Origin of the sequence: Bordetella bronchiseptica (assembly GCF_900636925.1) — a bacterium.
Classification (GTDB): Bacteria; Pseudomonadota; Gammaproteobacteria; order Burkholderiales; family Burkholderiaceae_B; genus Bordetella; species Bordetella pertussis.
Window position 1 is genome coordinate 4,737,678 of sequence record NZ_LR134326.1, and the last position, 18,517, is coordinate 4,756,194.

Below are 18,517 nucleotides of genomic sequence, written 5' to 3' on the forward strand. Positions count from 1 at the left end.
CTTGACACCCCCTGACCACCATGAAACGATGTTCTTCAGAAGAACGGTTGTTCTGATATAGAACAAATTATCACACGCCACCTCTACCGACGATACCCATGATTTCCAAGCTCGTTGCTACCGCGGCCGACGCCCTGGCCGACGTCCCGGACGGCGCCACCGTCATGATTGGCGGCTTCGGCACCGCCGGCCAGCCCATGGAACTGATCGACGCCCTGCTCGAGCAGGGCGCCAAGGACCTGGTCATCATCAACAACAACGCCGGCAACGGCACCACCGGCCTGGCCGCGCTGCTGGGCGCCGGGCGGGTGCGCAAGATCATCTGCTCGTTTCCGCGCCAGGTCGATTCGCAGATCTTCGACGGCCTGTATCGCGCCGGCAAGCTGGAGCTCGAACTGGTGCCGCAGGGCAACCTGGCCGAGCGCATCCGCGCCGCGGGCGCCGGCATCGGCGCCTTCTTCACGCCCACCGGCTACGGCACGCCGCTGGCCGACGGCAAGGAAACCCGCGAGATCAACGGCCGCCAGTACGTGCTGGAGTACCCGCTGCACGCCGACTACGCCCTGATCCAGGCCGAACGCGGCGACCGCTGGGGCAACCTGGTGTACCGCAAGACGGCGCGCAATTTCGGCCCCATCATGGCCAGCGCGGCGCGCGTGGCCGTGGCGCAGGTGCGGCAGGTGGTCGAGCTGGGACAGCTCGACCCCGAGGCCGTCGTCACGCCCGGCATTTTCGTCAAACGAGTGGTGCAAATCGACGCCCCGCGCGGCGCCAAGGAGCAGTAATGAGCAGCAAGCTGACCCGCGACGAAATCGCCGCCCGCGTCGCGCAGGACATCCCCGAAGGGGCCTATGTCAACCTGGGCATCGGCCTGCCCACGCTGGTGGCCAACCACCTGCCCGCCGACCGCGAAGTCATCCTGCACACCGAGAACGGCATGCTGGGCATGGGCCCGGCGCCGGCCAAGGGCCAGGAAGACTACGACCTCATCAACGCCGGCAAGCAGCCGGTCACCGAACTGCCCGGCTGCTCGTTCTTCCACCACGCCGATTCGTTCGCCATGATGCGCGGCGGCCACCTCGACATCTGCGTGCTGGGCGCGTTCCAGGTGTCGCAGCAGGGCGACCTGGCCAACTGGCACACCGGCGCGCCCGACGCCATCCCCGCCGTGGGCGGCGCCATGGACCTGGCCATCGGCGCCAAGGATGTCTTCGTCATGATGGAACTGCAGACCCGCGACGGCCAGAGCAAGCTGGTGCAGGCCTGCACCTACCCGCTGACCGGCGTGCGCTGCGTCTCGCGCGTCTATACCGACATGGCGGTGTTCGACCTGCGGGCTGGCCAGATCACCGTGACCGACCTGTTCGGCGGCACCACGCGCGAGCAGTTGCTGGCGCTGACCGGCCTGCCGCTGAAGTTCGCCGACTGAACGCCCATTGCGCCCCGGCCGGCGGCCGGGGCTTTTCCCGATCGAAGGAGTTCCCCATGCTGTTCATGGTTCAAATGCAAGTCAACCTGCCGCCCGACATGCCCGCCGAGCGCGCCGACAAACTGAAGGCCGACGAAAAGGCCCTGGCCCAGCAGATGCAGCGCGACGGCAAGTGGCGCCACCTGTGGCGCGTGGCCGGCCGCTACGCCAACGTCAGCATCTTCGACGCCGCCGACAACGACGAGCTGCACCAGATGCTGTCGGCGCTGCCGCTGTTCCCGTACATGGACATCCAGGTTACCGCGCTGGCGCGCCACCCGTCCGCGATCTGATCGCCCACTCCCTCAGGAAACCGCCATGCCCTACATCATCGAGACCTTCGACAAGCCCGGCAGCCTGGCCGTGCGCCAGCAGCACCGCAATGCGCACCTGCAGTTCCTCGACCAGCACAAGCATCTGCTGCTGGCCTGCGGCGCCAAGCTGGACGACGACGGCAAGGACCTCGGCGGCGGCCTGTACGTAGTGGATGTCGATACGCGCGCCGCCGCCGAGCAGTTCATCCAGGCCGACCCGTTCCACCTGGCCGGGCTGTTCGAGCGGGTCGCGATCACCCGCTGGCGCAAAGCCTACGTCGACGGCACCTCCTATCTGTAATTGTCTGCCTGCCCAGGGCGGGCAGGCCCCGCTTCAGGAATCACCATGTCTTACGCCGACCTCAGCCAGGCGCGCCTGTATTACGTCATCGACGGCCCCGCCGACGCCCCCGTGCTGGTACTGTCCAACTCGCTGGGCACCTGCGCCGATATGTGGGCGCGCCAGATCCCCGAACTGAGCCGCCGCTTCCGCGTCCTGCGCTACGACACGCGCGGCCACGGCAAATCGTCCGTGCCCGATGGCGAGTACAGCTTCGCGCAGCTGGGCGGCGATGTCGCCGAACTGCTGGAACACCTGCGGATCGAACGCGCGCACTTCTGCGGCCTGTCGATGGGCGGCCCGACCGGCATGTGGCTGGCGCTGGAACGCCCCGAGCTGATCGACCGCCTGGTCCTGTGCAATACCGCCGCGCGCATCGGCAGCGCCGAGGGCTGGAGCGCGCGCATCGCCGCGGTGCGCCAGGACGGGCTGGAAACCATGGCGCCCGGGCTGGTCGAACGCTGGCTGACGCCGCAATACCGCGCCGCCGAACCCGGCCTGGTCCAGCTCCTGGTCGACATGCTGCGCCGCATCCCCGACGCCGGCTACATGGCCAATTGCGCGGCGCTGCGTGACGCCGACCTGCGCGAACGCGTCGCCGCCATCCGCGCCCGCACGCTGGTCATCAGCAGCACCCACGACCTGGCCGCCACGCCGCAGGACGGCAAGGCGCTGGCCGCCGCCATCCCCGGCGCGCGCTATGTCGAGCTCGACACCTCGCATATTTCCAACTGGGAGCAACCGGAAGCCTTCACGCGCGCGCTGACCGGCTTCCTCACGGAGTGAACGGCATGCAACGCTGGAAACAACGGCCGCCCGGTTCGAACTGGGGCGACTTCGGCCCGGACGACCAACTGGGCCGCCTGAACCTGATCACGCCGGCCGAAGTGCTCAAGGCGGCGCAGGAAATCCGCGCCGGCCGCAGCTTCTGCCTGTCGCTGCCGCTGGACCTGCCCGGCGGCAACGTGCTCAACCCGCGGCGCCATCCGCCGCAGCTCAGCCCCACGCGCCTGCAGGACACGCCGTACGTGAACTTCCCGCTGCGCAATCTCAACCCCGACGCGGTCGATGTGCTCAGCGACGACCAGGTGCTGCTATCGATGCAGTACTCCACGCAATGGGATTCGCTGGCCCACGTCGGCGCGCTGTTCGATGCCGACGGCGACGGCCGCGCCGAGCTGTGCTATTACAACGGCTACCGCGCCGGCATCGACATAGTCGGGCCGGCCGACGCCGACCACGCCGGCTGCGGCTGCAATACCGGCGGCCCCTCGGCCGCGCTCAAGCTGGGCATCGAGAACCTGGCCCAGCACAGCGTGCAGGGCCGCGGCGTGCTGCTGGACCTGGCGCGCCACTACGGCGCCGGACGCACGCTGGTGGGCTACAAGGAACTGACGCAGGCGCTGGCGGCAGACGGCATCGAGATCGAGTCCGGCGACATGCTGGTGCTGCGCACCGGCTACGCCGAAGCCGTGGTCGGCATGAACGGCAAGCCCGACGCCGACGTGCTGCATCAATATGGCGCCGCGCTGGACGGCACCGACGCCGAACTGCTGCAGTGGATCACCGACAGCGGCATCGCCGCCATCTGCGCCGACAACTACGCGGTCGAGGCCTACCCCGCGCGCGAACGCCAGGGCCCGCGCGCCATGCTGCCGCTGCACCACCACTGTCTGTTCAAGCTGGGCCTGCCGCTGGCCGAACTGTGGTACCTCAAGGACCTGGCCGAATGGCTGCACGCCAACGGCCGCCACCGCTTCATGCTGACCGCGCCGCCGCTGCGCCTGCCCCATGCCATCGGCTCGCCGGTGACGCCTGTGGCGACAGTGTGACCATCGGGTGCCTGTCCCGGTGGGGACAGGCACCCGATGACGGCGACCTGCCCATGATCTCGGCAACGGCCGCGGCGGTGCCTGTCCCCGCGGGGACAGGCACCCAAGTCGGCGCGTGCCACTCCCCGTGCGGGGACAGGCACGCGGGAATGATGCTTCAGCTTTTTCCCGACAGGCAGGTGCTCATGTAGGCCTTGCGTTTCTCGCCGGTCAGGGCCTGTTCAGAAGCGCGGGAATTGCAGTCTTTCATGCGCTGCTGCTGAGGCGTCAGCTTGTTGGCGGGTTCCTCGCCCTTGAGGCAACTGCTCATGTAGGCCTTGCGCTCGTCGCCGGTCTTGCCGGTTGCCGACTTGTTGCATTCGGCCATGCGTTTTTGCTGTGGCGTCAGTTCCTTGCTGGCCGAGGCCTGGGCCCAGGCGGCCGTGGAACAAAACAGGGACACAAGAGTACAAGCAGCAAACTTGCTCACGCGGGAAATCATGGATTCCTCCCTGGAGCCGCCCGGCTCGCACAGCCTTGCGCGGCGGCCCTATGCGCCGGCGCCCGTCGGCCGGCTTCCAATGATCTGCCAAACCGATGCGCGTAGCAAGTTCCCTGCTGGCGCATTGCGGCACAAGTGGCCACCAATGTTTACGGCCTAGGCTGTTTTATGGGTTGCGCGCCCGTCGCGGGCCGGCTTATGGTGTAACTGCAGCGGCGCAAGCGCCGCTACAGGAGACCATGATGAAAACTCGTCTCGCTAGCCTGGCCGCCGCACTGCTTCTGGCGGCGACCGGCGCGCTGGCGCAAAGCCTGCCGTATGGCGTCACGCTGGGCAATCTGCAGGCCACCCGCGATGCCGCCGCCGGCGTCAGTACCATTACCGGCTCGCTCAGCAACCAGGGCGCCAAGCGCATCGGCCGCGCCTGGGTGGTGTTCGCGCTGTACGACTCGCAGGGGCGCGAGATCGGGCGGGTCAAGGAGCAATCCATCGGTCCCATCGCGCCAGGCGAAATATGGCAGATCCGCAGTACCACGCCGCAACCCTTCGAGCGCTTCTCCGCCATCGAAATCAAGGCGGAATGACGGCCGGCGCCGGTGCCCGGACCCAAGTTATGGGAAAATCCTTTCCTGTCGGCGCCAGCCTCGCCCGTTCGGGCGAGCCGGTCGCGCGTCCAATCCCGGGACGCCCCCGCGCCAGACTCTCTAGGATGGAATCATGTTTCCCAAAAGACTTACCGACGGCTATCACGCCTTCCTGCAAGGCCGCTTCCACAGCGAGCGCAGTCGATATGAAGCATTGGCCGAAAAAGGCCAGAAACCCGAAATCCTGCTGATCGGCTGTTGCGACTCCCGCGTTTCCCCCGAAGTCATCTTCGACGCCGGCCCGGGCGAGATCTTCGTCGTGCGCAACGTCGCCAACCTCGTACCGCCCTGCGAGCCCGACGCCGAGTCGTCCTTCCACGGCACCAGCGCGGCCATCGAATTCGCCGTCAACGGCTTGAACGTCAAGCACATCGTCGTGCTGGGCCACGCCTCGTGCGGCGGCATCCGTTCGTTCTACGACGACGGCGAGCCGCTGTCGAAGATGGATTTCATCGGCAAATGGATGTCGCAGATCTCCCCGGTCGCCGATCGGCTGGGCCCGTCCACCGGCGATCGCGCCACCGACATCAAGCGGCTGGAACTGGCCGTGGTCGAAGAAAGCCTGCGGAACCTGATGACCTTCCCGTCCATCAGCAGCCGCGTGGAACGCGGCGAGCTCGAACTGCACGGCACGTACTTCGGCGTGGCCACCGGCCTGCTGTACGTGCTTGACCGCGCGACGGGCCAGTTCGCCCCCTGGCTGGAAGAAGACGCGGCGGCCTGAGGCGCGCCGCATCCGCGTGCGTCAGGCCAGGCCTGCCGCACGCAGGTCCGGCGTGCGCAGGTGCCAGTCGGTCGCCTGCTGGAAAGCCACGCCCAAGCCGCACAACAGCCCATCGTCGAAGGGCTTGCCCATCAATTGCACGCCAACCGGCAGGCCATCGGCCGAAAAGCCGGCGGGCAGGGCCAGCCCGCTGGCGCCCAGGAAGTTGCCGGCGCGGCTGAACGCCGCCAGCGGCGTGCCCTGCTCGTCCACCTCGTCGAGGCGGCAGGCGGCAAAGGGCAGGCTGGGCGTCAGCAACGCATCGTAGTCCTGCATCCAGGCGCGCCATTGCGCGCGCGCCTGGGCATGTTCACGCATGGCCGCGATATAGTCGGCCGCGCCGATGGCCCGGCCCGACTGCACCCGGGCCCGCACGAATTCGCCCAGCGGCAAGGCGGCATCGTCGATGTAGCCGCGGTGCAGGGCATACGCCTCGGCCGCGATGATGCGGCCATTGGCATGCATCAGCCGGGTGAAATCGAAAGGCGTCGCCACCGTCGCCACCTCCGCCCCCAGCGCGCGCAAGGTGTCGGCCGCCTGCCGCACGGCCAGCGACGCGTCGGCGCTGACGGCCAGCGGGTAATTCTCTTCGGCCATGACGGCGATGCGGCGGCCCGCCAACGGCCGGCCGCCCTCGCGCGGCGGCGCATAGACGAATGCCGGCACGCCCAGCGTGGCCGGGTCGGCCGCGTCGGGGCCGGCCAGGGCTTGCACAAGCAGCATCGCGTCATACGCGTCGCGCGTCATCGGGCCGATCGAATCCAGGGTCTGCGACAGCGGCACCGCGCCGTGCAGGCTGATCAGCCCGGCGCTCGTCTTCAGGCCGGTGATACCGTTGAGCGCGGCCGGAATCCGCACCGACCCGCCCGTGTCCGAGCCCAGCGCGGCCGGCGCCAGGCCGGCGGCCACGGCCACGCCCGAACCGCTGGACGAACCGCCCGGGATACGCGGGTGGGACAAGTCCCAGGGGTTGCGCGGCGTGCCCATCACCGGGTTGGTGCCCCAGCCGCCGAAGGCGAACTCCACCATGTGCGTCTTGCCCAGGACCACCATGCCGGCGGCCAGCAAGCGCCGAACCGCCGTCCCGGTGACCTTGCTGCGGCGCTCGCGCCAGGCGGCCGAACCCGCCGTGGTGACCTGCCCCTCGATCTCGCACAAATCCTTGATGGCGATCGGCAGGCCATCGAGCGGTCCCAGCGCATAGCCGGCGGCGCGGCGCGCGTCGGCGGCCTGCGCCAGCCGCAGCGCGCCCGCCTCGTCGACGCTGACGTACGCGTGCAAGGCCTCGTTGGCGCGCGCGATGCGCGCCAGGTAGTGGCGCGCCAGTTCCACCGCGCTGTAGCGGCCCGCTTCCAGGCCCCGCGCCAATTCGGCCAGGCTGGAAAATGCAAGTTCAGACATGATTTCCTCGGAATACGACCTGAAGCGGCGCGCGCCCGGGCGCGCGCCGGCCACTGCGATACCCGCGCTCAGCGCTTGTTCCAGGCGGGTGCCGGATACACCGCCTTTTCGACCGCCACATCCTCCGGATATACGGGCACCATGCCCTTGCCCGGCAGCAATTGCACCACCGGGAACGGCATCTGCAACTGCTTGCCGGTCTCGTCGATGGCGTACGGACCGGCCATGACGGTGACCTTGTCGGAGAGATCCATCGACGCCTGCTTGAGCGCGGCGGCATCGGTCGCGCCGGCCTTCTTGATGATCTCCTCGGTCAGCGCGCCCGCGCCATAGGCCAGGGCCGTCTGGAAGTCGGGCGGGAACTCGGCCTTGGGAAACAGCGTGTCGTAGGCCTTGCCGAACTGCTCGCGCGTCAGCCCGGCATTGACCTTCCAGTTGATGGCGGGATGGTAGTTGGTGTGGCTGAAGATGTAGTTGGAGTCCGCGCCGATCGCCTGGAACTGCGGCGTGGACGCATACACCATGAAGGTGTACGGGAAGTTGATGTCCAACTGCTTCATCTGGCGCGTCATGCTGATCAGGTCGCCCTCGTACGAGGTCGGCACCAGCGCATCGGCGCCGGCCGCCTTGGCCTTTTGCAGCAGCGTGCTGAAATCCTTCTGCCCCTTGGGATATTTTTCGTACAGCACCACGTCGATGCCGTTCTTGGCCGCCTGCGCGCGGCCGCCATCGGCCAGGCCGGCCGGGAACGGCTCGTCCGAGTACAGGATGGCCGCCTTCTTCACGCCCAGCTTGCCGGCCAGCGCCATCGGCGCGCGCAGCATGGCCGACACCGGCATCTGCGTGCCGGACACCATGTACTTGAAGCCCTGCTTGTACAGGTCGTCGCTGGCGGCCGACCACACCATCATGTACTTGCCCAGCCGTTCGGTCACCGTGCCGGCCGCGGCCGTCAGGGTCGAGCCGAAGGGCGCGAACACGAGATCGACTTTTTCATCGACAATCAGGCGTTCGTAAACGCGCGTGACCATTTGCTTGTCGCTGCGGTCGTCCAGCTTGACCAGCTCGACGGGGTACTTCTTGCCCTTGATCTCGATGCCGCCGCGCCGGTTCACGTCGTCGACCCAAACCTCGACGCCGCGCACCCCGGACTGGGATGCCAACGCAAAACTGCCGGTCGACGACACTGTCATGCCGATGCGGATCTTGTCGGACGCCTGGGCGGCGCCCGTCGCCGGCGCCAGCGCAGCGGCGGCAATCGCCAGTGCGGGCAAACGGAATAACCACGATTTTCTGGACATGGAAATGCTCCTTGCATTGCACAGATAGGAACCACCGGACATTGCCGCACCAGGGCGGACAGGCTGGAACTGCTCACGCTTTGAGCAATTCGAGAAATAGCGTATAACAAATAGGCATGGAGTGCACGCTTTGAATAAACTGAGCTACCGCCAGACCGAAATGCTGTGGGCCATCGTCACCGCCGGCTCGATCAGCGGCGCCGCCCGGCTGCTGAACATCAGCCAGCCGGCGGTCAGCCGCATGCTGGCGCAGACCGAGAAGCAGCTGGGCCTGAACCTGTTCGAACGCGTGCGCGGCCGGCTGCAGCCCACCCCGGAGGTGCGCATTCTTTTCGAGGAAATCGAGAAGACCCAGCGCATGATGCAGCGCGTCAACGACCTGGCCGACGCCCTGGCCGGCCATGGCGCCGGCGTGCTGCGGCTGACCTCGATCCCCAGCCTGGCCCAGTACCTGGTGCCGCGCGCCGTGGCGCGCTTCCAGCGCACCCACGCCGACATCCTGCTGCGCCTGAACGCCACCGCCCTGCCGCACCTCATCAACGACGTACTGCACGGCGAGGCCGAGCTGGGCCTGGTCGTCATGCAGGCCGACCACCCGTTCCTGACCTCGCTGCCGCTGCATACGGGCCGCATGGTGGCCGCCATCCCGCGCAACCACCCGCTGGCCGAGCGCGGGCAGGTCACGCTGGCCGACCTGTCGCCCCACCCCCATATCGTGGTCGGCACGCGCATGCCCTACGGCATGCTGGTGCAAAGCGCCTTCGAGCAGGCCGGCCTGCCCTGCCGCATGTGCGCCGACGTGCCCTGGAGCCAGCTGGCCTGCGCCCTGGTCAACGCGGGCGCGGGCATCGCCATCGTCGACGAATTCACGGTCATGAAGAACATCTGGCCCGAGATCGCCATCGTGCCGCTGGCCGAGGACATCCCGCTGCACATCAGCGCCGTCCACGCCAACAACCGCCCCCTCTCGCGCATCGCCGCCGAGTTCATCCCGCACCTGCGCGACGTGCTTGCGGAGTCGTTTTCCAAGGCCGACTAGGGTTAATACTTAACCTGTAGTTATGGTTTTGGCACCCCAAACGTTTCATAATCGACTTCGATCAGACGGCCACTTGTTTTCCACATCGGCCCGGAGGGAGTCATGAGCAGCAGCCTTGCCGCCTCGGCGCACGCGTCCCACCGCCTGCAGGACCAGCAGGCACAACGCACGCGCACCCGCATTGCCACCGGCATCTTCGCCGTCCTGACCCTCAGCCTGGCCGTCGTGCCGATGGCGACGTCGAACATCTCGTTCGCGTTCTACCTGATGCTGTGGGTGACCATGGCCAGCGCGATGAATATCTGCGTGGGCTTTACCGGCTACCTGCCGTTCGGCTTCGTGGTGTTCTACGGCGTGGGCGCGTACGCCACCGGCATCTGCTACAAGGTGCTGGGCTGGCCCATCCTGCCCTCGCTGGCCGCCGCCAGCGTGGTCGGCCTGCTGATCGCGCTGCTGTTCGCGCCCACCCTGCGGTTGCGCGGCGTGTACTTCGGCATCGTCAGCCTGGCGCTGGCCACCATCATGCGGCTGCTGATCTCCAACCTGCCCGACGGCTTCACCGGCGGCAGCATGGGGCTGATCCTCTCCAGCGCCAACAGCCCGACCCACAGCTACTACGCCATGCTGGCCGTCATGGCCGCCACGCTGGCCACCGTCGCCTGGCTCTCGGTGTCGCGCCTGGGCAAGGCGCTCAAGGCCATCCGCGACGACGACGCGGCGGCCGCCTGCGTCGGCATCCACGTGCCGCGCACGCGCCTGAAGGCCTGGCTGCTGGCGGCGCTGTTCCCGGCCCTGGCCGGCGGCATCGAGGCCTGGTACACCAACGTGGTCGATCCGGAATACGCCTTCCACGTCCTCATCACCGCCAAGAGCATCATCTACGCCATGGCCGGCGGCTTCGGCACCATCATCGGCCCGGTCGTCGGCACGCTGGCGCTGCTGGGCATCGACCACCTGATCTGGCAGAAATTCCCGGTGCTCAACCTGCTGCTGCTGGGCCTGGTGATCGTGCTGCTGATGCTGTTCCTGCCGCGCGGCATCGTCGGCAGCCTGCTCAAGCGCTACCCGCAACTGCGCCAATACATCGCCTGAGGAGCCGGACATGAGCGGACTGATTATCCAGGGCCTGGTCAACGGCCTGATCCTGGGCGCCATCTACGGCCTGATCGGCGTGGGCCTGAACGTGATCTTCGGCGTGCTGCGCGTGGTGAACTTCGCGCACGGCGAGTTCCTGGTGCTGGGCGCCTATTTTGCGTACTACCTGCTCGAATACGCCGGCATCGGCCCGCTGCTGGCATTGCCGCTGGCTTTCGGCGCCTTCTTCCTGGCCGGCTACGTCCTGTATTTCGTGCTGATCCCGCGCCTGTCCAAGGCCGACGACCCCGAGATCAGCTCGCTGCTGCTGATGTTCGGCGTGTCCATCATGCTGGGGGCCATCATGCTGCTGGCCTTCGAGGCCGACGCACGCTCGCTGCCCTACGAGATCGAACCGGTGTTCTTCAAGATCGGACCGGTGCTGATCCCGACCGTGCGCCTGATCGCCCTGGCCATCGCGCTGGCCGTGGTCGCCGTACTGGCCTGGTTCCTGTACCGCACCCAGATGGGCAAGGCCCTGCGCGCCATCATCATGAACCGCGACGCCGTGCGCATCGTCGGCATCAACGCCGAGCGGCTGTCGGCCGTGGCGTTCGGCCTGGGCATCGGCCTGGCCGCCGTCACCGGCGTGCTGGTGGCCATGGTGTTCCCGGCGTTCTCTCCCTTCATGGGCAACGACTACACCCTGATCGGCTTCATCGTCATCGTGCTGGGCGGATTGGGCCACCCCGTGGGCGCGCTGGTCGGCGCCATGCTGTTCGGCGTCACCGAACAGGTGTCGGTGGTGTTCTTCAACCCCTCCATCGCCACGATCTGCGGCTTCGTGCTGATGGTGGCCATGATCTTCGTGCGGCCCACCGGGCTGTTCGGCCACCGCGCCCTGCGCTGATCGGAGACCGTCGCCCATGTTGAAAGTCAGCAATCTGCAAAAGCGCTTCGGCGGGCTGGTGGCGCTGCGCGGCGTCGACCTGCACGTGCCGCGCGCCGCCATTCTCGGCATCATCGGCATGAACGGGTCGGGCAAGACCACCATGCTCAACTGCATCAACGGCCTGTATGTGCCCGACGCCGGCAGCATCGAGCTCGACGGCGCCGAAATCGCCGGCAAGCAAGTCCACGAGGTGGCGCGCCTGGGCGTGGGCCGCACCTTCCAGGTGCCGCGCGTCTTCCAGCACCTCAGCCTGCTGGACAACCTGGACGTCGCGCAGCAGCAGACCGGCCGCAGCGCCGACGAGCGCTACGCGCAGTCCGAATACTGGCTGCACAAGGTCGAATTGCACCGCCTGCGCCACAACCACGCCGAAGAACTGTCCGGCGGCCAGCAGAAGCTGCTGGAGCTGGCGCGCATCATGGTGGCGCAGCCCAAGGTCATCCTGCTCGACGAGCCGTTCGCCGGCGTCAACCCGGCCCTGGCGCAACTGCTGATCGCCATCATCCGCGACGTCCCGACCGAGCACGGCTGCTCCGTCGTGCTGGTCTCGCACGACCTGACCTCGATCTACCAGCTGTCGCACCACATCATCGTCATGAACGAAGGCGCGATCCTGTGCGAAGGCGACGCCGATCGCGTACGCACCGATCCGCGCGTGATCGAAGCCTACCTGGGAGCCTGACCATGCCGACCTCCGCCGCCGCAACCGAGCCGGTGTTCGCCCTGGACGATGTCACCGTGGCCTACCATGGCGACATCACCATCCTCAACGGGGTCAGCGTACAGGCGCGCGCCGGCCAGGTCACCGGCATCATCGGCCCCAACGGCGCGGGCAAGTCCACCGTGCTCAAGACCCTGTTCGGCTTCTTGCCGCTGCGCGGCGGCCGCATCATGCTGCGCGGCCAGGACATCAGCCGCCAGCCCTCGCACGAGCGCGCCGCCAGCGGCGTGGCCTTCGTCCCGCAGCACCGCAGCCTGTTCGGCGAGCTGTCCGTCGAAGACAACCTGGTGCTGGGCTGCTGGCCGTTTCGCCGCGACAAGGACAAGGTTCGCCGCCGCATCGACTCGGTCTACCAACGCTTTCCCATCCTGGCGCAGAAGCGCCATGACCCCGTCTCCAGCATGAGCGGCGGCCAGCAGCGCTTCGTCGAGTTCGGCCGCGCCCTGCTGATCGAGCCCTCGGTCATCCTGCTCGACGAACCCACCGCCATGCTGGCGCCCAAGATTTCCAAGGAAATCTACGCCCTGGTGCGCGGCTTCGCCGACGAAGGCATGACGGTCATCCTGGTCGACCAGAACGTGCGCCGCTGCGCCGAGATCTCCGACTACATGTACATCCTCGAACTCGGCCGCAACAAGGCCGAGGGCGCCCACGAACAATTCGGCCACGACGGCGGCCTGCGCGACATGGTCGCGTCGTGGATGGATTACAAGATCGACTGACCCCCGGGTGCCTGTCCCCGCAGGGGGACAGGCACCCACACACTTCCCTGCCAGGCTCCAACGCGCTTCCCCGCCGCCGCTATACCGTTATTACCAGAATGACTTAGACGGCGGGTTGGCTGTGCTGCTACGGTTATGTGCATCAATCCAGGATGGCGTCTTCCGGGCTTGCCCGCGCCATGCATCGCACCCCGAAGGGCAGTAAGACATGTACGTGTACGATCCAGTCGACCAGCAACTGGTCGAAGAGCGTGTGGAACAATTCTCGGACCAGACGCGGCGCTTTCTCGACGGCCAGCTGACCGAAGACGAGTTCCGCACCCTGCGCCTGCAGAACGGGCTTTACATCCAGCGCCACGCGCCCATGCTGCGCATTGCCATTCCCTACGGCATGCTGGCCGCGCGCCAGTTGCGCAAGCTGGCGCATATCGCACGCACCTGGGACCGCGGCTACGGCCACTTCTCGACGCGCCAGAACATGCAGTTCAACTGGCCGCGCCTGGAAGACGTGCCGGCCATCCTGGCCGAACTGGCTTCGGTGCAGATGCATTCGATCCAGACCAGCGGCAATTGCATCCGCAACACCACCAGCGACCACTTCGCCGGCGTCGCCCCCGACGAACTGGTCAATCCGCTGGTGTGGTGCGAGATCATCCGCCAGTGGTCGACCCTGCACCCCGAGTTCGCCTTCCTGCCGCGCAAGTTCAAGATCGCCGTCAGCGGCGCGGTCGAAGACCGCGCGGCGGTGGGCGTACACGACATCGGCCTGCAGGCGGTCGAGCGCGACGGCCAGCTGGGTTTTCGCTTCTGGGTCGGCGGCGGGCTGGGACGCACGCCCATGGTGGGCCACCTGATCAATCCGTTCGTGCCCTGGCAGCACCTGCTGACCTATCTGCAGGCGGCGTTGCGCGTGTACAACCTGCATGGCCGGCGCGACAACAAGTTCAAGGCGCGGATCAAGATCCTGGTCAAGGATCTCACGCCCGAGGTCTACGCGCGCGAGGTCGAGCAGGAGTGGCAATCGCTCAAGGACGGCCCCGATACGATCACCGAGGACCAGCTGAACACCATCGCGGGCCGCTTCGTCTGGCCCGACTACGACAGCGCCGCGGCCAGCGAGCCCGATCCCACGGACGCCCGCGCCCAGGCCGACCCGCGCTTCGCGCGCTGGCTGCGCACCAACGTGCGCGCGCACAAGGTGGCGGGCTATGCGGCCGTGACGGTGTCGCTGAAGGCCACCGGCGTGCCGCCCGGCGACATCACCGCCGACCAGATGGACGCGGTGGCTGACCTGTCCGAACGCTATGGCTTCGGCGAACTGCGGGTCTCGCACGAGCAGAACCTGGTCCTGGCCGACGTGCGCCGGGCCCGGCTGCACGACCTCTGGCAGGAGCTGCAGCAACTTAACCTGGCCACCCCCAATATCGGCCTGCTGACCAATATCATCGCCTGTCCGGGCGGCGACTTCTGCGCCCTGGCCAATGCCGTCTCCATCCCGGTGGCCGAATCCATCCAGCGCCGCTTCGACGATCTCGACTACCTGTTCGAAATCGGCGAACTGGACCTGAACATCTCGGGCTGCATCAACTCCTGCGGGCATCACCACGTCGGGCACATCGGCATACTCGGCGTGGACAAGGCCGGCGAGGAGTGGTACCAGGTGACGCTGGGCGGCCGCCAGAATGGCGCGGCCAAGCCGCTGCCCGACCTGGAGTCGCCACGCGGCGGCGGCGCGGCCATCGGCCGCATCATCGGCCCGTCGTTCGCACGCACGCAGATCCCCGACGTGATCGATCGCCTGATCCGCACCTACCTGGAATTGCGTGACAGCGACGCCGAACGCTTCATCGACGTGGTCGACCGCGTCGGCATCGACCCCTTCAAGCGCGACGTCTACGCCGACCCGGCCGTCGCCCAACCCGCCTCCCAGCAAGAGCCCGCTCATGCCTGAAGCCAGCCACCCCGACCACCTGATCCGCGCCGGCCGCCTGCAGGCCGACGACGCGCGCCTGTTCACCCCCGAGGCCGACGGCCCCGCCGACCAGACGCCGCCCGACGAACCCGGCTGGCTGGTGACGCTGGCCACCTGGAAGGCCGCCGCCGCGACGCTGCGTGCGCGCCGTCATCCGGTGGGCGTGCAGCTGCCGCCGGATGCGCGGCTGGACGAACTGACCGGCCCCGACGGCGAGCTCGACCGGGCCGCGCTGTCCTTCATCGCCATCGAGTTTCCGGTCTATACGGATGGGCGCGGCTATTCGCTGGCGCAGTTGCTGCGCCGCCGCTACGGGTGGGACGGAGAATTGCGCGCCGTGGGCGATGTCATGATCGACACCATCCACTACCAGGCGCGCGTGGGTTTCGACAGCTTCCTGGTCAAGCCCGGCCACGATCCGCAGCGGGCGCTGGCCGCCTTCCGCACCTTCAGCGTGCACTACCAGCACACCTACCCGGCCCCCCTGGCGGCCTGAAACAGGGCCGCCGCGCCAGCGCGGCGGCCGCGCGCCTGCTTACCACGACGTGCTGTAGGCGCCCGGAAACTGCCGGGCCACGAACTGCTTGACCTCTTCGGACTGGTACGCCTTGATAAAGCGCGCGATGCGCGGATCGTTCTTGTTGTCTTCACGCGCGGCGATCACCACCACGGCAAACGGCGCTTCCTTGCTCTCCAGGGCCAGCGCGTCGCGCGCCGGCGACAGCCCGGCCGGAATGGCATAGGCCGAATTCACCGCCGCGGCATCCACGTCGGCCAGCGAGTGCGGCAATTGCGCCGCCTCGATTTCGAGGAACTTCAGGTTCCTGGGGTTGGCGGCGATGTCGAACAACGACGCGTTGACCGTGACGCCCGGCTTGAGCTCGATCAGGCCGGCCGCCTGCAACACCAGCAGGGCGCGCGCGCCATTGGTCGGGTCGTTGGGTATCGCCACCTTGGCGCCCTGCGGCAAGGCGTCCAGCGTCTGGTGACGCCTGGAATACACGCCCATCTGCTGCACCACCGCGCTGGCGACCGGCGCCAGGCGGTAGCCGCGCGCCTTGTTCTGGGCATCCAGGAAGGGCCGGTGCTGGTAGATGTTGAGGTCCAGTTCGCCGGCGTCGAGCGCCGCGTTGGGCTGGATGAAGTCGCTGAACTCGACCAGCGTGACGCGCAGCCCGTCCCTGGCCGCCACGCTCTTGACCACTTCGCCGATCTGCGCATGCGGCCCCACCGTGACCCCGACCTTCAATTCGGCGTCCTGCGCCAGGGCCGGCGCGGTGGCAATACTGAACAGGGCCGCGCAAGCGGCGACGAGATGGCGGATACGCATGGAAAGCTCACGAAGAAGAGGAAAAACGCCGGACGGCAAGGGGCCGATTCTACGAAGCCGTCCTCAAAACGAAAAGCGATGAAAGCGCATATCCAAAGACCATACGGTTATTAGCGTACGGGCCGCCACGGGCGACAATAGCGGTTTTGCCTTGCGCCGTACCTGTCATGTCGTCCTCTGCTGACCTGCATCCCCACGCCCGCGCCCTGCTGGCCGATCATTACGCGGCCATCGACGCCGACCTGCCCGCCCTGCTGGAATTGCTGTTTGCGCGCAGCGCCGGCGAAGACTGGCACAAGGCCGGCACGTTCAAGCACCATCTGCTGGGCGTCTATCGCACGCTGGCGCTGTGGAACCAACCGCGCGAAGTGCGCCTGCTGGGTCTGTTCCACAGCGTGTACGGCAACGAGTACGTGGACCTGACGCTGTTCGACCGTGAGCGCGAGCGCGCCACCTTGCGCCAGTACCTCGGCGAAGAAGCCGAGCAATGGGTGCACCTGTTCTGCGCCATGCCTCGCACCCAGTTCGTGCAGCGCATCCTGGCGGGCGAAGGCCGTGGCGCCACGGGGCTGGCGCTGCAGGGCGCCGACGGCCAGCCGCTGACGCTGACGCCGCGCCAGGTGGCCGCCTTCATCGTGGTGTCGGCGGCCGACGTCGGCGAACAGTGGCATAGCTGGCAGGACGAGATCTTCGCCGGCTATCCCCACCAGGAGCGCCGCGACACCTCGACGCACTGGGCCGCCTCGCTGTGGCCCGGCCCGCTCAAGCCGCCGGCCCGCATCCTGGGCATGCTCTCGCGCCTGCTGCAGCCCTTGTCCACGCTGCCCGCCGGCACCGGCATCCCGACGCCGCCCGCCTTCGGCCACTGCACCGCCGTGCTCGACGCCGGCGACGAGGCGGCCGCCGCGGCGCTGTACTGGCAGGTCATCACGCGCATGCACCCCATGACCGAAATGGACAGCGCGCGCCATCTGCTGCAGGCCGCCATCGCCCACAACCCCTGGGTGGCCGAGCCGCGCCTGCTGCTCGCGCAGCTGGCGCTGACCGCGCAGGACTACGACACCGCCCTCGAGCAGGCCGCCGCCGGCCTGGCGGCCTTGCAGGCCTGGGGAACCAGCTGGGACAAGCGCATCGAATGGTCGGGCTGGATGGCCTGGGCGCGCATCCTGCTGCAGAATGCCCGCGACCGCCAATGGCCGGCCACGCTGGGCGGATTGAACGGACTGGGCCTGGTGGGCTAGGGCCGCGGCGCGACTTCCGTCAACGGGTACCGCTCTCCATGCGGGAGAGATACCGTCTTGGCAGTCAACCGTTCGTGTGCCTGTCCCAGCGGGGACAGGCACACCTTGCCGCGGATGCCAGTCCCCACGCGGGACAGGCGCCTCGCATATCGGAATGGGGCAAGCGCCCGTGCGATCAGCTCTCGCGCCGGCCGAACCAACCCCCCACGGTGTAACGGACGCGCGCCCACATGGCGCGCATGCCTATGCCCAGCATGTTGAGCTCGGCGCTGGGCGCGGCGGCCCGCGACGGCGCGCCGCGAGCGGGACGCGCCAGGCTGGCCTGGGCCATGGCCAGCACGGCCTGCGCCTGGCTCAATACCGCCTGCGCCTGCAGCAGCACGGCCTGCGCATCCGGGCTGACCGCGCTGCCCGCGGGCGCGGCCGCGGCCACAGGCGCCGCGGACCCGGGCCGGGCGGGCATGGCGCCAGCCGGTTGCACCGGGCCCTGCTGCGCCTCGCCGCTGAGCGAGCGCGCCAGGTTCTGCTCGAACTGTCCCAGGATCTGCGCGGCCACTTCCGCGATCATGCCGCTGCCGCGCCCGTATTGCGCCACCGCCCCCGACAGCGCCAGCTGGGTATTGACCGTGACGTCCGTGCCGCCATGGGCGGCCGGCGTCAACGCGAAGCTGAACTCGGACTTGGCCGAGCCGCGCCCCTTCGGATCCATGCCCGAACCCTGCAGCCAGGCAGTGTGCGTGGCTTCGTCCTTGCGCACCAGTTCGGCCTGGCCTTCGAAGCCCAGCTTGATCGGCCCCAGGCGCACCGTCACCGAACCCCGGTATTTGTCCGGACCCAGCACTTCGGTCAGGCGCGCGCCGGGCAGGCAGGGCATGATGCGCGGCACATCCAGCATCAACTGCCATGCCTCGTCCAGCGGCAA

At 67.9% G+C, this 18,517-nt stretch carries 21 protein-coding genes; 16 read left to right on the forward strand and 5 right to left on the reverse strand.

Annotation, left to right across the window (positions count from 1 at the left end):
• Positions 1–98: 98 nt before the first annotated feature.
• The 6 genes from EL288_RS22080 to EL288_RS22105 are packed head-to-tail and all read left to right on the forward strand — an operon-like array spanning position 99 to position 3,954.
• The gene (locus EL288_RS22080; protein WP_010929696.1) at positions 99–785 is read left to right on the forward strand and encodes a 3-oxoacid CoA-transferase subunit A; all 687 of its coding nucleotides are present in this window, start codon (positions 99–101) and stop codon (positions 783–785) included.
• Complete coding sequence (locus tag EL288_RS22085) at positions 785–1,429, forward strand: 3-oxoacid CoA-transferase subunit B (protein ID WP_003807676.1); 645 nt, start codon at positions 785–787, stop codon at positions 1,427–1,429. The genes EL288_RS22080 and EL288_RS22085 overlap by 1 nt, the downstream gene beginning before the upstream one ends.
• Positions 1,430–1,485: 56 nt before the next feature.
• Positions 1,486–1,761 carry a muconolactone Delta-isomerase gene (catC, locus tag EL288_RS22090; protein WP_003807674.1) on the forward strand — a complete coding sequence of 92 codons (276 nt, stop codon included), beginning with the start codon at positions 1,486–1,488 and terminating at the stop codon, positions 1,759–1,761.
• A gap of 25 nt (positions 1,762–1,786) precedes the next feature.
• On the forward strand, positions 1,787–2,083 hold the full coding sequence (locus tag EL288_RS22095) for a YciI family protein (RefSeq protein WP_003807672.1): 297 nt from the start codon (positions 1,787–1,789) through the stop codon (positions 2,081–2,083).
• Between the two features lie 45 nt (positions 2,084–2,128).
• The gene (pcaD, locus tag EL288_RS22100; protein WP_033449960.1) at positions 2,129–2,908 is read left to right on the forward strand and encodes a 3-oxoadipate enol-lactonase; all 780 of its coding nucleotides are present in this window, start codon (positions 2,129–2,131) and stop codon (positions 2,906–2,908) included.
• A gap of 5 nt (positions 2,909–2,913) precedes the next feature.
• Positions 2,914–3,954 carry a cyclase family protein gene (locus EL288_RS22105; RefSeq protein WP_033446637.1) on the forward strand — a complete coding sequence of 347 codons (1,041 nt, stop codon included), beginning with the start codon at positions 2,914–2,916 and terminating at the stop codon, positions 3,952–3,954.
• Positions 3,955–4,111: 157 nt separating this feature from the next.
• Here the strand turns inward: EL288_RS22105 and EL288_RS22110 are convergent, their stop codons facing one another.
• The gene (locus tag EL288_RS22110) at positions 4,112–4,435 is read right to left on the reverse strand and encodes a PsiF family protein (RefSeq protein WP_003807664.1); all 324 of its coding nucleotides are present in this window, start codon (positions 4,433–4,435) and stop codon (positions 4,112–4,114) included.
• 239 nt (positions 4,436–4,674) lie between these two features.
• Here EL288_RS22110 and EL288_RS22115 point away from each other — a divergent pair, with 239 nt between their 5' ends.
• Both EL288_RS22115 and EL288_RS22120 read left to right on the forward strand, forming a co-directional pair.
• Positions 4,675–5,019 (forward strand): FxLYD domain-containing protein, encoded by a 345-nt coding sequence (locus EL288_RS22115; RefSeq protein ID WP_003807662.1) that lies wholly within the window; start codon positions 4,675–4,677, stop codon positions 5,017–5,019.
• A 133-nt stretch (positions 5,020–5,152) separates the two neighbouring features.
• Positions 5,153–5,803: a carbonic anhydrase gene (locus EL288_RS22120; RefSeq protein ID WP_003807659.1), complete on the forward strand. Its 651-nt coding sequence runs from the start codon at positions 5,153–5,155 to the stop codon at positions 5,801–5,803.
• A 21-nt stretch (positions 5,804–5,824) separates the two neighbouring features.
• On the opposite strand, the gene EL288_RS22125 is transcribed toward EL288_RS22120, so the two are convergent.
• Entirely contained in the window at positions 5,825–7,243 is a 1,419-nt protein-coding gene (locus tag EL288_RS22125) for an amidase (protein WP_003807657.1), read from the reverse strand.
• Between the two features lie 68 nt (positions 7,244–7,311).
• Positions 7,312–8,544, reverse strand: coding sequence for an amino acid ABC transporter substrate-binding protein (locus EL288_RS22130; protein WP_003807655.1), 1,233 nt, complete (start codon positions 8,542–8,544; stop codon positions 7,312–7,314).
• Positions 8,545–8,665: 121 nt separating this feature from the next.
• Between EL288_RS22130 and EL288_RS22135 the strand changes: the two genes are divergently transcribed.
• From EL288_RS22135 to EL288_RS22165, 7 genes are all read left to right on the forward strand, one after another.
• Positions 8,666–9,583 carry a LysR family transcriptional regulator gene (locus EL288_RS22135; RefSeq protein WP_033458917.1) on the forward strand — a complete coding sequence of 306 codons (918 nt, stop codon included), beginning with the start codon at positions 8,666–8,668 and terminating at the stop codon, positions 9,581–9,583.
• Positions 9,584–9,685: 102 nt separating this feature from the next.
• A complete protein-coding gene (locus EL288_RS22140; protein ID WP_003807650.1) occupies positions 9,686–10,675 on the forward strand; it encodes a branched-chain amino acid ABC transporter permease in 990 nt (329 codons plus the stop codon).
• Between the two features lie 10 nt (positions 10,676–10,685).
• The gene (locus EL288_RS22145; RefSeq protein ID WP_003819072.1) at positions 10,686–11,567 is read left to right on the forward strand and encodes a branched-chain amino acid ABC transporter permease; all 882 of its coding nucleotides are present in this window, start codon (positions 10,686–10,688) and stop codon (positions 11,565–11,567) included.
• Positions 11,568–11,583: 16 nt separating this feature from the next.
• Positions 11,584–12,291, forward strand: coding sequence for an ABC transporter ATP-binding protein (locus EL288_RS22150; protein WP_003807646.1), 708 nt, complete (start codon positions 11,584–11,586; stop codon positions 12,289–12,291).
• A gap of 2 nt (positions 12,292–12,293) precedes the next feature.
• A complete protein-coding gene (locus EL288_RS22155) occupies positions 12,294–13,052 on the forward strand; it encodes a branched-chain amino acid ABC transporter ATP-binding protein (protein WP_003807644.1) in 759 nt (252 codons plus the stop codon).
• Positions 13,053–13,260: 208 nt separating this feature from the next.
• On the forward strand, positions 13,261–15,003 hold the full coding sequence (locus EL288_RS22160; protein WP_033458919.1) for a nitrite/sulfite reductase: 1,743 nt from the start codon (positions 13,261–13,263) through the stop codon (positions 15,001–15,003).
• A complete protein-coding gene (locus tag EL288_RS22165; RefSeq protein WP_010925795.1) occupies positions 14,996–15,520 on the forward strand; it encodes a DUF934 domain-containing protein in 525 nt (174 codons plus the stop codon). Before EL288_RS22160 ends, EL288_RS22165 begins: the two co-directional genes overlap by 8 nt.
• A 39-nt stretch (positions 15,521–15,559) precedes the next feature.
• Here EL288_RS22165 and EL288_RS22170 read toward each other — a convergent pair whose 3' ends face one another.
• Positions 15,560–16,354, reverse strand: coding sequence for a MetQ/NlpA family ABC transporter substrate-binding protein (locus EL288_RS22170; RefSeq protein ID WP_003807638.1), 795 nt, complete (start codon positions 16,352–16,354; stop codon positions 15,560–15,562).
• 167 nt (positions 16,355–16,521) lie between these two features.
• On the opposite strand from EL288_RS22170, the gene EL288_RS22175 reads away from it, so the two are divergent.
• Positions 16,522–17,595: a DUF6817 domain-containing protein gene (locus tag EL288_RS22175; protein WP_010925794.1), complete on the forward strand. Its 1,074-nt coding sequence runs from the start codon at positions 16,522–16,524 to the stop codon at positions 17,593–17,595.
• A 175-nt stretch (positions 17,596–17,770) separates the two neighbouring features.
• Here the strand turns inward: EL288_RS22175 and EL288_RS22180 are convergent, their stop codons facing one another.
• Positions 17,771–18,490: an SRPBCC family protein gene (locus EL288_RS22180; RefSeq protein WP_010925793.1), complete on the reverse strand. Its 720-nt coding sequence runs from the start codon at positions 18,488–18,490 to the stop codon at positions 17,771–17,773.
• Positions 18,491–18,517: the final 27 nt, after the last annotated feature.

Bases quoted from the DNA above. Each gene is read 5' to 3' on its own strand.
- EL288_RS22080 (WP_010929696.1), top strand. From the start codon at position 99: ATGATTTCCAAGCTCGTTGCTACCGCGGCCGACGCCCTGGCCGACGTC.
- EL288_RS22085 (WP_003807676.1), top strand. From the start codon at position 785: ATGAGCAGCAAGCTGACCCGCGACGAAATCGCCGCCCGCGTCGCGCAG.
- catC (WP_003807674.1), top strand. From the start codon at position 1,486: ATGCTGTTCATGGTTCAAATGCAAGTCAACCTGCCGCCCGACATGCCC.
- EL288_RS22095 (WP_003807672.1), top strand. From the start codon at position 1,787: ATGCCCTACATCATCGAGACCTTCGACAAGCCCGGCAGCCTGGCCGTG.
- pcaD (WP_033449960.1), top strand. From the start codon at position 2,129: ATGTCTTACGCCGACCTCAGCCAGGCGCGCCTGTATTACGTCATCGAC.
- EL288_RS22105 (WP_033446637.1), top strand. From the start codon at position 2,914: ATGCAACGCTGGAAACAACGGCCGCCCGGTTCGAACTGGGGCGACTTC.
- EL288_RS22110 (WP_003807664.1), bottom strand. From the start codon at position 4,435: ATGATTTCCCGCGTGAGCAAGTTTGCTGCTTGTACTCTTGTGTCCCTG.
- EL288_RS22115 (WP_003807662.1), top strand. From the start codon at position 4,675: ATGATGAAAACTCGTCTCGCTAGCCTGGCCGCCGCACTGCTTCTGGCG.
- EL288_RS22120 (WP_003807659.1), top strand. From the start codon at position 5,153: ATGTTTCCCAAAAGACTTACCGACGGCTATCACGCCTTCCTGCAAGGC.
- EL288_RS22125 (WP_003807657.1), bottom strand. From the start codon at position 7,243: ATGTCTGAACTTGCATTTTCCAGCCTGGCCGAATTGGCGCGGGGCCTG.
- EL288_RS22130 (WP_003807655.1), bottom strand. From the start codon at position 8,544: ATGTCCAGAAAATCGTGGTTATTCCGTTTGCCCGCACTGGCGATTGCC.
- EL288_RS22140 (WP_003807650.1), top strand. From the start codon at position 9,686: ATGAGCAGCAGCCTTGCCGCCTCGGCGCACGCGTCCCACCGCCTGCAG.
- EL288_RS22145 (WP_003819072.1), top strand. From the start codon at position 10,686: ATGAGCGGACTGATTATCCAGGGCCTGGTCAACGGCCTGATCCTGGGC.
- EL288_RS22150 (WP_003807646.1), top strand. From the start codon at position 11,584: ATGTTGAAAGTCAGCAATCTGCAAAAGCGCTTCGGCGGGCTGGTGGCG.
- EL288_RS22155 (WP_003807644.1), top strand. From the start codon at position 12,294: ATGCCGACCTCCGCCGCCGCAACCGAGCCGGTGTTCGCCCTGGACGAT.
- EL288_RS22160 (WP_033458919.1), top strand. From the start codon at position 13,261: ATGTACGTGTACGATCCAGTCGACCAGCAACTGGTCGAAGAGCGTGTG.
- EL288_RS22165 (WP_010925795.1), top strand. From the start codon at position 14,996: ATGCCTGAAGCCAGCCACCCCGACCACCTGATCCGCGCCGGCCGCCTG.
- EL288_RS22170 (WP_003807638.1), bottom strand. From the start codon at position 16,354: ATGCGTATCCGCCATCTCGTCGCCGCTTGCGCGGCCCTGTTCAGTATT.
- EL288_RS22175 (WP_010925794.1), top strand. From the start codon at position 16,522: ATGTCGTCCTCTGCTGACCTGCATCCCCACGCCCGCGCCCTGCTGGCC.
- EL288_RS22180 (WP_010925793.1), bottom strand. From the start codon at position 18,490: ATGCTGGATGTGCCGCGCATCATGCCCTGCCTGCCCGGCGCGCGCCTG.